At 48.0% G+C, this 14,585-nt stretch carries 6 protein-coding genes; 1 reads left to right on the top strand and 5 read right to left on the bottom strand.

What is annotated here, in order from left to right:
* Nucleotides 1-49: 49 nt before the first annotated feature.
* The 4 genes from CZ502_RS05530 to cls all read right to left on the bottom strand — a co-directional run bounded on the left by CZ502_RS05530 (nt 50) and on the right by cls (nt 10,520).
* Nucleotides 50-988 (bottom strand): LacI family DNA-binding transcriptional regulator, encoded by a 939-nt coding sequence (locus CZ502_RS05530; protein WP_076460360.1) that lies wholly within the window; start codon nt 986-988, stop codon nt 50-52.
* A complete protein-coding gene (gene addA, locus CZ502_RS05525; RefSeq protein ID WP_076460357.1) occupies nt 989-5,173 on the bottom strand; it encodes a helicase-exonuclease AddAB subunit AddA in 4,185 nt (1,394 codons plus the stop codon).
* Nucleotides 5,160-8,954, bottom strand: a complete 3,795-nt coding sequence (locus CZ502_RS05520; RefSeq protein WP_076460355.1) for a PD-(D/E)XK nuclease family protein — start codon at nt 8,952-8,954, stop codon at nt 5,160-5,162. Before CZ502_RS05520 ends, addA begins: the two co-directional genes overlap by 14 nt.
* Before the next feature lie 99 nt (nt 8,955-9,053).
* Nucleotides 9,054-10,520, bottom strand: a complete 1,467-nt coding sequence (gene cls, locus CZ502_RS05515) for a cardiolipin synthase (RefSeq protein WP_076460353.1) — start codon at nt 10,518-10,520, stop codon at nt 9,054-9,056.
* A gap of 156 nt (nt 10,521-10,676) precedes the next feature.
* Between cls and CZ502_RS05510 the strand changes: the two genes are divergently transcribed.
* Complete coding sequence (locus CZ502_RS05510; protein ID WP_076460351.1) at nt 10,677-11,261, top strand: GNAT family N-acetyltransferase; 585 nt, start codon at nt 10,677-10,679, stop codon at nt 11,259-11,261.
* 57 nt (nt 11,262-11,318) lie between these two features.
* Here CZ502_RS05510 and CZ502_RS05505 read toward each other — a convergent pair whose 3' ends face one another.
* Complete coding sequence (locus CZ502_RS05505; RefSeq protein WP_076460349.1) at nt 11,319-14,246, bottom strand: hypothetical protein; 2,928 nt, start codon at nt 14,244-14,246, stop codon at nt 11,319-11,321.
* Between the last annotated feature and the right edge of the window lie 339 nt (nt 14,247-14,585).

Here is a 14,585-nt window from a genome sequence, read left to right as displayed (position 1 = left end):
CTCCATCAGAAACAATAGGGGCCTGTCGCTAACAGCTAGTGGCCCCTTTTTAAGCATTAATTTTAAAGTCAACGATTCGTGATCGTTCTTGCGGTTCAAACAGTAATTCAACCGCCTGTTGGCCTAATTTCCGTGGCTGCAAGTCAACCTTCTCTTCCTGGTTGATTAACATCCCCATCAACCGGCTATTGTTAAAGCAGATAGTCGGCAGGTCAAATTCCTGTAACTGGCGGATCAACCGCACGAGGATTAAGTCATCCGCGCAGACGATTGAGTCAATCTCTTGGTGCTGGCGGATAAAGTCCGCAACTGAAGCATTTTCATCTGAGTAACGCCAGACCAGCCCTGGTAACTGTTGCTCTTCCATCCATTGCTGGTAGCCATGACAGCGGTTTTGTTCATATACCCAGTCATTAGCAGACTGGATAAATAACGGGTGACGGACTTGCTGATGTTTCATCAGGTAAGCGGTCGCTTCCCGTCCTGCTGCTACATTGTCATTATCAACATAACGGTCACGGTGGTTGCAGGTTGGATGCCCAATTACAACAAAATTAAGGTTATTTTCCCGCAGGTAGGCCGTCACCGGGTCATCTTTTTGGGTGTAGAAAACAAGGAAGTTATGCACCTTCGACTGGGTGACCATCGACTTGACACTCGCCAATAGATCAGGCGCAGTCGGCGAGATTGCCACTACCATCTCGTAGTGAATCGGCTTTAGGGCCATACTGATCCCCCGCATTAGGTCAATATGGAAAGGGTTAGCCGGCGCAGTATCGCTAGTCACCGGGAAGATTAACCCGACCATGTTTGATTCACCCCGTGTTAAGTTACGGGCATTATAGTTTGGTTGGTAGCCAAGCTCCTGGGCAATCTCCTTAATTCGTTTACGGGTTTTTTCACTAATCCGGGGGTTATCATTTAACGCCCGTGACGTTGTCGAGACTGATACTCCCGCTCGCTCTGCAATATCTTTGATGGTTGCCAACTAATCACCTTCCCCTTGTAATGGTATAAACTGTTTCAATTCTACCAGGTAAAGGCCCATTTGAACAACCGGAACCCCTGCCATCATATTAAGGGCTTCCTTGTAAAGCGCTAGCTGGCCCCGGTAGCGGTCCTTAATTCTGGCAATCGCAAAATCCTTAAAGTCGGGATCTAGGTGGTCAGTCTTGTAGTCGACTAGGATGATTCCCTCGTCCGTCTGCAGATAACCATCAATAATTCCGTGAATTAAAATTCGCTCGTCATCGCTGGCATTAACTCCCTGGAACAGCTCATGACCATTCATGATCATCGAGAACGGCGCCTCCCGGTGATAGTCAGCTGGCCGTGCTAAGATCTGCTGACCAACACTAGTCTGGTAAAAGGCCGCAATACCTGCCCGGTTAATCTTTGCGGCCACGCGAGGGTTAATCAGTTTGTCGGCAACTAGGCGGTTGATCTCTTCTTCAACGACTGCTTCATCAATTTTTGCTGATAAGGGGATCTTTTGGAAGACCAGGTGCGTCGCGGTCCCAATCTCAGTTGCCGCTGGTTGGTGGTCAGCTTGCTGGATAAAGGCCGGAACGTCAAAGTCATTGTTTAAATACATCCCCTGCGTCTTCATCTTCCGCTGGTGCTCATAATCCCACCGGGCCATGTTGCGGTTATCAGGATCTTCAAAGACCCGCTTTACATCAGTGACAGACTGGTAAGCGGTCGTCTGCGTTGCAACAGTATGGGGGTAACGGTAACGTAAAACATCCGCAATCTTTTCCCGGGAAATATTTTCCTGAGCAGCGAGCGGATCCCCTTGGGGTTGTTCAGCAGCGACCTCCTGGTGAAGGCTTGCCAGTTGTTCGGCGACCTTTTTACGCGTGTAAGTCTGGGCAGTGAAATTAGGCTGGGAAACAAGCTGGGCCAGTTTCTTTCCCGTATCCAGAACGCTCTCTTCTAAGGTCACCCCGGCCGCACTCAGTTGCTGGGCACTAAATTCGGGGTAGCGGGCTAGCGCCAGGCCGATCCAGTCCATGAAGGAATTAGCACTAATCCGCGGCTGGGGGCCGACTAAGAGCTGGTCACTTTGGAACGCTTTTTGCCACCGCTGCCACGACCCTTGCAGGCTCTGTGTCCGCATTTCTTCGTTAAAGGACGCCGTGACGATTAACCGCTGTTCGGCCCGTGTCAAGGCAACGTAGAGGACCCGCAAGTCTTCTGCCCGTTCTCCCCGCTGCACTTCACTAATCACTGCCTGCCGCTGGGGGGTGTCATAAATAACCCGTTGTGAATCCATGTAACGAATCCCAACACCAGCAACTGCGTCAACAACCGCGTTCTCCCGGGTTGCCCCCTGGTTAAAGCCGTGGCCAGCATCAATTAAGAAGACAATCGGGAATTGCAGGCCCTTACTACCGTGGATTGTCATTACGTTAACCGTGTTCGCCGTTAACTGGGTCGGGGCAACACCAAGGTCCTTATCATGATCCTGCATTTTTTCAATGAAGCGAATGAACTGGTAAAGGCCCTTGAAGCTACTCTGCTCATAACTATTGGCCCGCTGGTAGAGGGCGTGAAGGTTGGCCTGCCGCTGGTGACCGCCCGGCATTGCACCGACATAGTCGAGGTAGCCCGTCATTTCATAGATTTGCCAAATCAGGTCAACGAGCGATTGCTGCTGGGCTGTCTGCCGAAAAACGGCCAGTTGGTCAAGAAAATGATCAACCTTATCAAACAGTGTCCGAGCTTGGTCAGCAGTAATCAATGACGCCCGTTGCAGCTTCTTCTCCCGGTAATTACCGGCAAATGATAACAGCGCAGTGTAGAAGTCTGCCGACCGGTTCTGCAGGCGGATAAAGGCCAGTTCTTGGTTCGTCAGCCCCACGATTGGGGACCGTAAAACTGCCGCCAGGGGAATGTCTTGTTGCGGATTATCGATTAGTTTTAACAATGACATCATTACCCGCACTTCGGTTGCTTGAAAGTAGCTCTCAACATCATGAACGGTCAACGGAATATTGAGCTTGTTAAACTCCTCCATCAAAGTATTGTTAATCGCCTTCGTTCGTTCAAGCAACACAATATCGCCATACTGGATGGGGTGCATCTGCTGATCGTCAGCGTGGTAAATTTGCTCCTGGCCCTCGACCATTTGCTTAATCCGCATCCCGACCATCCGGAGCTCCCCAGCAAGTTTATCATCTTCGTGGACAGTCTCCTCCTCAGCGGTCGCCTTGTCGGCATTTGCGTCGTAAAGAAGGATTTCCGTTGGCTGGGCGCGATTGTGTTCGTTTTCCTCATAGTAGCGGGCGGCATACTTCAAGTGGGCATCTTCATCATAGTCGATCTCCCCCACTTCCTTATCCATCAGCTGTTCAAATAAGAGGTTGGTAAAGCCAGTCACGTTGTTCATCGACCGGAAGTTTTCGCCGAGGACAATTGCTTCCCCGTTACCATCACCGCGATAATCCTGGTACTTATTTAAGAACAGCGACGGGTCCGCCTGGCGGAAGCGGTAGATTGACTGCTTAACATCCCCTACCATAAAAAGGTTCTTCCGGTCCGCTGACGTCAGCTTCATCAAAATGCTTTCCTGTAAGCGGTTAGTATCCTGGTACTCATCAATCATGATTTCCTGGTAATGGTTACGGAGGTCCGCAACCAGGTCCTGCCAGTCATCCTCATCCGCTGGTGGCGTTAAAATTTGATAAGCATAGTGTTCGAGGTCACTAAATTCTAAAACGTGCCGGTTCAGCTTCGTCTGTTGGTAGTGGTGGCGAAATTCAATCGTTACCATACTCAGTTTCCGCAGCAGGGCCTGGGCGTTTGCTGAAATTGCCCGAAACTGCGCTTCATCATAAGCAAAGAAACGGCTGACTAGCTGGTCATATTGCTTTTTAATCGCCGTCCGGGAGCTCGTAACTTCCTGGTAGACCTCTTCTGCTAGCTCGTCGTCCTTAGGTTTTCCCGCCATCCGGGCGAATTTTGCGCTGGTAAAGAACTGGCGAATACTATCCCATGACGGTGGCGCTAACAGGTCTAAGACTCCCTGGACCATCTGCTGATCCTTTCCTAAGGAGTCAACCGTCTTCTCGTCTAACTGCGCTGCCTTTGCCTCGTCAGTTAACGCAAGCAAGGCATCACGCAGGGGGGTGACCTTCTCCACGACTGCCTGGGTAAACTCGGCCGCTGTTTTGGCAGTCATTCCCAGGCAGTCCTTAACGACAACTTCCCACTGTTTCTTAAGTTCGTTCCGGTGCTTTTGTAGCTGCTTAAAGACATCGAGGCGGTCATCGTCTGCTTTCGGTCGACCGCGCAAACTCCCAAATTTTTGTTCCGCCATGACACCACCAATTTCTTGCGGGCTAATGCCGGTTAGTGCTGACGAAAGTTGCTTAAGCAGCTCCTGGTCACCATTCAACACCCCAGCGGCCTTATCTAGGCCATTATTTGCTGCCCGCACCGCCAGTTCATGAAAGTCCTGGATAAACTGCTGGAGTTTCTCGGTTACTAGTGGCAATAACTGCTGCTGGTAAAAATCCGATGCTAACAGATCACCATCACCGAGGGCGTAATTATCCGCTAAGTGCGTTAGCCACTCTTCCGGTGCTGGCTGGGCATTTGCAATTTCGTATAGGCGTAAAACCAAGTCGTCTAGCCCCTGGTCATCACGGTCGCTAGAAAAGTTCACTACCAGGTCCGCAAAGGAGGCAACGCCAGCTTGCTGGTCGGCCGCATGTTGGTACAGCTGCTCACTAACTTCATGCCAAACATCCTCTTGCAACAATAACCGTTCGGTCTCATCCGTCAACAAGCGAAACTGCGGATCCAGGTCAATTAAGTAGTAATAACGTTTGATAAGTTTTAAACAGAAGGCATGGATTGTACTAATGTCTGCGGCGGCTAAGCAGTTGATCTGGTTACTCATCCGGTCACGCAGGTCTTTGGGCTTGCTGGAATCTTGGGCGATTTTTTGCAGTTCAGCCCGAATCTTATCCCGCATATTTTTGGCGGCCGCATCCGTAAAGGTTACTAACAGCATCCGGTCAATGCTTTGCCCTTCCTTGATAAGGTCAATTGTCCGGTTGACGAGGACCGCTGTCTTCCCCGAACCAGCAGAAGCCGAGACTAGAATATTCTGGTGACGGTCACTGATTGCCTGCTGCTGGGCAGGGGTAGGCTTAAATGTTGCCATTATCTTCATCCTCCTCGTGGTCATCTGTCACTACATTGTTAAACGCATCCTGGGCTAGGTTGGGATTAAGGTCCCGGTAATTTTGCTGGTCAAGCATATTATCAAACTGGAAGACATCCAAGTAGTCACTATAATCAAGCCCGGTCCGCCGCATACTCCCGGTTAACAAGCGGTATGGGTTTAATTTAAGGTCCCCGCTCAAAATGTGATTACCGGCATTGATAATGAGCTGCTTGTTCATCTCTTGGAGCCATTCTAACTGCTGTGGCGTAACGAGCAGGGCGTCCTTGTTTGCTTTGATATTGCCGTTCTTATACTCCTTAAGCGGGTAGAGGAACGACTGGCGGTCAAGACTATTGTCTAACTTCTTCAACAGTTGCGGATCATTTAGTAGGATTCCCTTGTACTGGTGCTCCTTGAGCTTTAATTCATCGAGTGAACCCTTGTGTAAGTCAGCCGCCTTGATTGTTGGATTATTCAAGCGCAGGTAGAGTGCCCCGGCCAACTGTGGGTCATTACTGTCAAGTTCCCGTAAGTTGGCTTGGAGGCTGTTTAGGTAGGTCAAAAGCTGCAATGAGATACCGTAGTACGCTGACGTAAGGTCAAACAGGTGGTTGCTCGACTTGTAGTCAACAACCGTTAAGAAGTCATGGTCCCCCTGCTTCAGGTTATCAATCCGGTCAATCCGCCCCCGCAGGTAAAGGTGGTGGTTATCCTTGAGTGGGTACTCTAGGGAACCAAGGTCACCGTCTTGCTTACTGCCGATCCGGCCAAATTGGACCTCAGTCCGTACTGGCTGCGCCCCACTATACCGCGCTTGCTGACAGAGGGTGGTGAACATGGTCTTAACAATCGCCGTTAACTGATGGTATTGGAACTGCGCCTGGTTAGATGAACTTACCAACCGCAGCAAGGATGGTTGATTTTCCTGCGCAGTGACAAGGGCATGGTCAACTAGCTGATTTAGTTGTCCCTGGTGGTCTTCTTTAGCAAGGTCGGCAAACGGGGTGCCGCTTTGCTGGACTGCGTTGACAAAACTCTCCATCGCCTTATGGAAGAAAGTCCCAATCCGGTCAGTCGATAGGGTTAGCTCATCGCGTTTTTGCAAGCGTAGGCCATACTTCAAGAAGTATTCGTACTGGTTAATGTAGAAGTCTTGCAGCTGGGAAATTGAGGCATACAAGACCCGGCCCTCATCCTTATCCGGTGTTGTCCGCAGGTAAAGGGCCTGGGCTAGCTCATTGCCTAACGCGTCGACCTTGTTTTGGTAGTGGAAACCAGCCGCAACTAAGCCTAACCGCTGGCCTAGCGCGACTCCCTGCCGTTGCATTTCGGCGTCAGGACTATTTTGCCACTGCTTAGCAAGCTTGACTAACTCTTGAGCAACAAACTGCCAGCCAGCTGGTAATACCGGTTGCTGGTTAGCTGGCACTCCCTGATCATCGCGTCGCTGGCGACCAACTTCCACCAGCCGGTTAATTGTCGCAAACGGGGCACTAACGAATGCCAGCGCGTGTTCTTGCCCCTGCTTGCTTGTGACTAGCGGATAATCGTGACACAGTTGGTTAAAGTACCCGGCCATATCGCGCATATATGGCGAGATTCCCAGTTCTTTATCATCACTATCTGTCCGCGGGGCGGTAAAGATAAGTCGTTCCTTGGCATTCATAAACCCGGTATAGTGAACAAACGGTTCATCAACCAGTTGGTCAATCGCACTGCCCGGCAAGTATTGGTAGTCCGCATCCAAATATTCGCTGAGGATATCCTTATCTTGATCGGTCAACAGGCCTTCATTTTCCTGCATCTCCGGCATCACATCGTCGGTGGAGCCAATCATAAAGACAACTTTCCGGTCTTGACTCTGGACAATCCCGGTTTCTGAGATCATTACCTGGTCCAGGGTTGCTGGAATTTGCGAATACTGGGCGGCAGCAAAGCCACTCTGCAGCAGCTCACTAAAAGTTGCTAGGGCTGCCGTTCCCGTTGTTAAAAATGCTTGCTGTCCGAGAATCTCAACATATTCTTGCAAAATTTGACAGAAAGTCGACCAGACCTGTTGCGGTTGCCGGGCCAGGTCGAGGTCACGGGTGCTCTGGTACTGCTGCCAAGCATACAGCCGTTCGGTAACGCCCATCCTGGTCAAAAACTGGTAAAGCAACGTTGCAAGCTCACGCCCATCCTGCGCTTGTCGCAGGCGGTCGAGGAAGGGGATGATTTCCCCTGCAACATAGTTTTTGACTAGTGCCAGGCGGTCATTTAACTTCTTTAGTCGTGAATTGGCGTACTTGGGGTCGCTCTCATCAGTTCCCGGCGCCTGCCATAACTGCACCAGCTCATCATGGTCAGTTGTTGTCCAGGCTTTTTTACCGTCAATTGCCTGTTTTAAGCACCAGTTTTCCGTCGTAAAGACTGCCCGCTGGAACTCGCTGACACTCATCAAGTCGCCACTACTGCTGCGCGGCACCAGCAACCAGGTCTTCAGCAGCTGAATAATATCAGCCGTCCGCCAGTTTCGTTGCGGCAATTCGATCAACGTTGATAAAAGGGTAACCAACGGGTGGTCATCCATGAGCCGCTCGTGGTCATTGAAGGCCGGAATCCCATGCGCGGCGAAGACTGGCTCAATCATCGTCTGGTAGCCATCAAGGTGCCGACTGAGGATTAAGAAATCCCGGTAGCGGTACTTACCACTCGCAACCAGGTGGCGGATCTGGGTAGCGACACTATTTAGTTCCGTCAGCCGGTTCGTCGTTTGCATAAACTGAACATTTCGCGGGTGCGGCAATGCCTGGTGTTCTGCTGGATCCAGTGGTTCTTTCGCATACCGTTTGAAGTAAGCGTCAACTAGCTGCAAGTCTTCACTGACCCGCGGGGTGGTCGCAAACGTTACGTTTTTTAATCCCTTGACCGTTTGTAGATGGGCCTGGGCAAACTTCCACAAACGGTGAAATTGCATCGCTGACGAATAGAATAGGTCATTTTTCGCTGGCAACTCACGCGGGTCCGGGTGGTTTTGATCAGGATAACCCCGGTCCAGGGTCAAAGAAATGGTTGTCGATGCCGCGTTAGTAATTAGGGCGTCGACCACTTGCTGCTCATTAGCTGTAAACTGCGCAAAGCGGTCAATAAAGAAGTGCATCTTGGCCGTTGCTGGTGACTGGTTTAAGTAGGTCACGAGTTGCTGGTATAGTTCGCTATTTCCCAAGAACCGTGCCTGTAACCGTTGCTCATAGGCATGGTAAATGACCTCAACATCATGCATCTTTGCCAACCATGACTGACTAACGCCTGGGTCAGCTGCCTCCTTAACCTGGTCAATAATTGCACTTAGGTCGTCGGCACTGATGTTGGCACTCTTCAACTCTTCCAGCTGGGCGGTCATCTTTTGGATAAAACCTGGCTGCTTTACCTCACTAGCGTATAATCGCAAATCGGCTGCCTGTTCTTGAACAACCTGGGAAGTAAGCATCGCCATCCCAATCTTAGAAATCCGCGGGGCCTGAAATGCCGGCGTGTCACGAAGCAGATACCAGGCTAACCGGCTAAAGGAGAGCACCTGAACCCGTTCTGAAGCAAACCTGTCCGTCGTCTTATGTCCCTGACGTTGCCGGAGACCCGCCAAAACGTTAATTTCCGTTTCAAACTTAATGTGGTTTGGCACTAAATAATAAAAACTATCCTCCGCCGGTGCGTGTTCAAGTTGGTCAGCCAGCTGGTCAATCAATACCTGTTGGTGATCCATCGCGGCGGTCCCTAATACAAAGCCCAGTGTTCCCACGTTATTCGTTCCTTTCTAACATGTAATTGCTCCCTTATTTTACCATATATCGAACGTATATTCTGCTAAAAAAGGACTGGCAAATCGTCAGTCCTTTTCCTATAAAATTGGTGAAAGCAGCCGGGAAAAGGTCTGCTTGAAACGAAGCCACCGCGGTTGGTTAGCGAACATTTCTGGCGTGATCACCCGGCAATCACGAATGTCATTAACATAAATTTTTTCAAGGTCGTCAACCGTATCCTCGCTATAAATAAAGGCATTAATCTCAAAGTTGAGCTTAAAGCTCCGGAAGTCAAGGTTTGCTGAGCCAACGGAAGCCATCCGTCCATCAACCATCATTGTCTTGGCATGCAGGAAGCCCTTTTGATAGTAATAAATCGTCACTCCCTGATTAGCAAGCTCCCGCGCATAGTACTGGGTAGCGCGATAAACAAAGACATGGTCTGGCTTAGAAGGGATCATGATCCGCACATCAATCCCTGACCGGGCAGCAACCCGCAACGCGTCTAAAATACTATCATCAGGAATCAGGTATGGCGTTTGAATCCAGATATGGTCCTGGGCGGCATTGATTAGCCGCAAGTAGCCCATCTTAATCTTTTCTAACGGTGCTTCTGGCCCGCTCGCCACCATCTGTAAGGCAACGTTGCCCTTAATCACTTTAATTGGTTTGAAATAAGGATGGAAATGGCGAATCTGCCACTTATCCTTCTTCATCGAGGCGTTCCAGTCGCTAATAAAGCGCCGTTGCAAACCATACACGCCCCCACCGATAATTCGTAAGTGCGTATCACGCCATGGCCCAAACTTCGGCACCCGGCCGAAGTACTGGTCCCCAACATTAAAGCCCCCAATATAGCCAATTTCACCATCAATTACCACAATTTTGCGGTGGTCACGGTAATTAATCCGGAAATCAAAAAAGTTACTATGGGACATCAGAAATGGCGCAGCATAGCCACCGGCTTCGCGCAAGTGGTCATAAAAGCTTGGCCAAACCCCCATTGAACCCCAGGAGTCGTAAAGGACCCGGACTTCAACGCCTTCTGCTGCTTTTTGCTCAAGCAACGTCCGCAGTTGATTACCGATTTTGTCATTATAAATCGTATAAAACTCAACGTGGATGCTCCGCTTAGCCGCCGCAATGTCATTAAACATCTTTTTAAACAGCTGCTGTCCATCAGTATAAACATCAACGTGGTTATGCCGGGTCAAGAACGAGTCATCAATGCTTTGGAAGAGCATGATTGTCTGCCGGTATGTCTGGACTGACTGGTCCTTTGGCTTGGGCATATTAAGGAACTGCTTTTTCTGTGCTTCCAGGGCCGTGCGCAACTTTAATTGCGTCTGTGACTTAATCCGTTCCAACTGCTTGTGGGGCAGTTTCCGCCCTAACAGCGCATAAATGATAAAGCCAAAGCCCGGGATCAGGGTCAAGACTAGTAACCATGCCCAGGTTGCCGCAATATCTCGTTTTTCCCGAAAGACAGTAAAAATTGCCGCAATTTCATTAATGAGGATTACCGCTAGCAATGTCCACAAAATAATTTTCCATGTTAATTCCATTGCTAATCCTCCCCGTAAAATATCATTGATTTCCATTCTAACTCAATCAATAATGCGGGGAAACATTATCTGCTATTTTTTCAAGACAGAATTGACAGATTACACTACAATAAGAATGTTAAAAGCTTATCGTTCACTCAGATTGGAGGAATTTTAATGGCTAAAATCTTTTTACGCCGCGCACAAGAGCAAGATCTTGACGCAATTATGAAAATCATCGATGACGCCAAAGAATTTATGAAGCAAAGCGGAAGTCCCCAGTGGCAAGATGGGCACCCTAACCAGGAAATGTTTGCCAAAGATATTGCGGCCCAAATCAACTGGGTGCTGGTTCATGATAACGACATTGCCGGTACAGCTAGCTTGCAGCTAACTCCTGATCCTGCCTACCGGGTCATTGAGCAAGGCCACTGGGCACAGCCAAATGAGCCCTATGCGACAATCCACCGGGTTGCAATTAGTAGTAAGTACCGGGGCCAGCACATGAGTACTTTCCTCTTCTCCAACCTCTTAACTGTTGGCCAAATGCAAGGAATGAAGAACTTCCGGCTCGATACCCACGCCCAAAATAAGGCCGTGCAACACATTGCGGAAAGTTTTAACTTCCAGCGGCGGGGAATTATTACCATTGATGACCGGCTTGATCCCCACCGAATTGCCTACGAGCTAAACCTGGCTAGCACTCCCCAACTGCACCACGTCAACAACGACTTCATGCAATCCTTAATTGATAATCTTTAAACATAAAAAAGACTGGGCATTTGCTCAGTCTTTTTTCTTATATTTTACCCGATCGGATTAGTTGTGGTGCTTCTTTGTGCTGTAAGTAATACCAACAGCTCCAAGCAATGCAGTGGCGGCTAAAGCAACAATTGACATTGAAGACTGGTCAACTTTTTGTGAAGCCTTCTTAGTTGTTTGCTTCTTAGCAACAGTAGTGTCAGTCTTCTTAGCTGGAGCTGACTTCTTGTTGTTGTCTGCCTTAGTGGCTTGAGAATTAGCAGAAACAGCAGGAGTTGGTGTTGCTGGAGTAGCAATTACGTTGGTGTTAGCAGCAGTAGTAGCAGCGACAGCGGAAGTTGTTGTAACAGCTGGTGCTGGGGTTGCTGAAGCAGGAGTTGCAGCTTGGTTAGTAGCAACTACCGGTGCAGCAGCAAGCATTGTTTGCGTAGCAGGGCGAACGATTACTGGGTTAGCAACAGTTTGTACCCGGCCAGCAGTAACGTTAGCAGCTGCTTGTGGACGACTTGCAACTGTGTTTGTAACAGAAGCGTTAGTCGTTGGTAGAACAACAGTCGCATTGCCAAGTTGAACCTCATTTTGGTTCTTAGCAGCTTCACGTTCCTGAATCTGTGCTAATTGCGTCTTGAATTGTTGTTCAAGCTTAGCATAAGCAGCCTTGTTTTCAGCCTTCAATGCGGCAAGAACTTCGTCACCGTGGGCAATTACAGCTTGGTGCTTTTGTTGCAATTCTTGAATTTGTGGTTCTACGCTTGGTACCAATTCAGCAATCTTTGCTGCGAGCTTTTCGTTTTCAGTAGCCTTGATATTGTTAATCTTAGCATCGCGGTCAGCAGCAAACTTTTGTGCAGCAGCTTGGTCAGCCTTAACTAAGTCTTGGTAAGCAGCGTCTAATTGAGCCTTGTAAGCAGCAAGGTCAGTCGTCCCAGTTGCCTTAAGGGCGTTATCACGAGCAGTTGCAGCAGCGGCAACTGCTTGGTCGTAGTTAGCCTTTAATTGACCCTTCGTAGCGTCGTATTGCTTTTGAAGCTGTGCTAAGTTAGCTTGGTGGGCACTTGCTAATGCATCAAGGTCCTTTTGTGCTTGAGCCTTAACATTAGCTAAGTTTTGTTGTGCACCAGCGGTAGCTTGTTGAACTTCTTCAGCAGATGGTTGAACTTGCTTTTGCGTCGTTACATCAACCTTGTGGTGTTGTGCGTGCTTAATGTCGTTTAATTGTGCTTCAACTGATGAAGTTCCCCAGGCAGCGTCATTTTGAACTGCCTTAGTCCGGTTAGCATCATGTCCAATGTTAAAGCCGGCGTTGTTAAAGGTTACAGCGTAAGCGTTAGTTAAATCACTGATACCAGAACCTGGCTTGCGAGCAATTTCGTCACTTAACTTTTGGAAACCAATTCCGTTAACCCGTAAGTCCCCACGTAAGATGTTCCGTGCGTGACCACCGATTTGCTTTGGATCATTAGCGTTAACTAATTCACCGTAGTACATCCCTTGCATTGAGTTGTAAAGGTTAATTGCGTAGTTAAGGAGGGTTGGATTTTCGGCTTGCATTGTGGTTAAGTTTTCGTTCCGCAATGAGTAAATTTCCGTACCCCTGTTATTGTTAGTAATCTGCTTTTCAAAGCCATTGAGCTTGTTGATTAAGTAAGCACTGTAAGTCTGGTCAGCTGGAAGGCCACTACCATTTACAGAGTGCGTGTTGTTATCAATGTTGTGCTTTGCCCGGCTAGCAGCTACTTGGTTAGCAACATCATCAAAGATGCTTGTTGACATCATTGTCATTGGGGCAACGTCCTTAAAGCCGTTCTTACTGTTAACAGTGTTGTAGAAGGCACGGTAGTTTTGGTAAACGTTGTTCCGGAAACCGTTGGTCCATGAAGTTGCCAATGCCCGAAGTACTTGGATTTGTTGTGCAGACAAACCACTAGCAGCAACCTTTTCAGAGTTGTCCTTCTTAGCATCGTAGTTCAAGAGACCTGGCTTGAAGTCCAATGGCATTTCATTGATGTTCGTTGGTGTTGAAGCTTCTGTCTTGCTAGAGATAGCCGCAGCATCTGGGTATTCACCGTAGTAAGTGTTAGCAAAAACTGGGTTAGTGTAGGCAGACACTGGGATGAAGTAAGTTTTACCGTTCCAGTATCCTTCTACTTCTAGTGGGAAGCCCTTTTGTTGGTATACTTGGTAAATCTCAGGGTTTGCTTGCCCTTGAGCTACCTTCCCGTAAACATCCTTTTGACTTGTAACGTTAACAGTCTTTGGTTGTTGTGCATCCTTTGTTGCGTTATCAAGAGCAACTTGCGCGTTGTTAACATTAGATTCGTTAGTCGTCTTTTGTGCAGAAACTTTTGCTTCATACTTAGCGTTTTCCTTAGCAACTGCGTCATTGTAATTAGTAGTAGCAGTTTGGTTTTGACTAGCTAAGTTACCAGCAGCATCACTAACAGCCTTTTGGTATTGTGCTTGGATGTTAGCAACTGCAGATTGGTTTTCAGCTGCTTGACTTACAGCTTGTGCGTACTTTTGGTCATTTGCAGCTTGTTGAGTGGCTTGATTTTGTTGTTGTGCGTTAATTTGTTGTTGGTATTCAGCTTGTGCAGCTTCAGTTTGTTCTTCAATAGAAGAAGCAGTAGCGGCTTGTGCTTGTGCAATCGCATCAGCCTGTTCATCTAGTAAGGCAGCATGACTAGCTTTTAATTGATCGATTTGGGCATTAGTTTGTGCAAGATCTGCCGCATTCGATTGCTCGTTGGCCGTGGCTTGTTGAGCTTCTTTACTATCATTAGCTGATTGCAATTGTGCAAGTTGCTGATCAGCAGTTGCCTGTACTTGTTGGTAAGTAGCTTGGTTGGTACTTACTTGTGCATTAGTTTGGTTATCATCAGCGTGTGCATTAGTCGTTGAAGTGGTGGTAACGACACCTGCTGTTAAAATTGCCCCCGCAATTAAAGCAGTAGAACGCCAATTATTTGTATTCGAATTTCTCATTTTAATAAACCCCCGTTTATGAAAAATATTCAAAAGAATTATAAATTATTCATGCAAGGTTTATTGCTTAATGACTTAACAATTCTTATGATATCAAGGTTTCTGGGGATTACAAGCGCCCCAAATTTTCAAACGATCAATTCGTTATTTTTGCTATTCACCTGTTAAATTGGGCAGATTATTAGCGAATATCACGTTCATTAATCACTTGAATAAAAATTATTATGTGTAATAAATGCTTATATATCAACGATTATTAGCTAATCATGTAATCAGTCAACAACAGTTTTTAAATTTATACTTTCCCACTATTGATTCATGGATTACAGTTGTGAAAAA

The sequence above is a fragment of the Limosilactobacillus caccae genome (assembly GCF_900156885.1).
In the GTDB taxonomy this organism is placed as follows: Bacteria; Bacillota; Bacilli; order Lactobacillales; family Lactobacillaceae; genus Limosilactobacillus; species Limosilactobacillus caccae.
Note: the sequence above shows the minus strand (reverse complement) of the source record. Positions and strands in the feature narration are given on the sequence as shown.

What these genes read in the sequence shown, in the direction of transcription:
- addA (WP_076460357.1), bottom strand. Translation starts at nt 5,173, where the DNA reads ATGGCAACATTTAAGCCTACCCCTGCCCAGCAGCAGGCAATCAGTGAC.
- cls (WP_076460353.1), bottom strand. Translation starts at nt 10,520, where the DNA reads ATGGAATTAACATGGAAAATTATTTTGTGGACATTGCTAGCGGTAATC.
- CZ502_RS05505 (WP_076460349.1), bottom strand. Translation starts at nt 14,246, where the DNA reads ATGAGAAATTCGAATACAAATAATTGGCGTTCTACTGCTTTAATTGCG.
- CZ502_RS05510 (WP_076460351.1), top strand. Translation starts at nt 10,677, where the DNA reads ATGGCTAAAATCTTTTTACGCCGCGCACAAGAGCAAGATCTTGACGCA.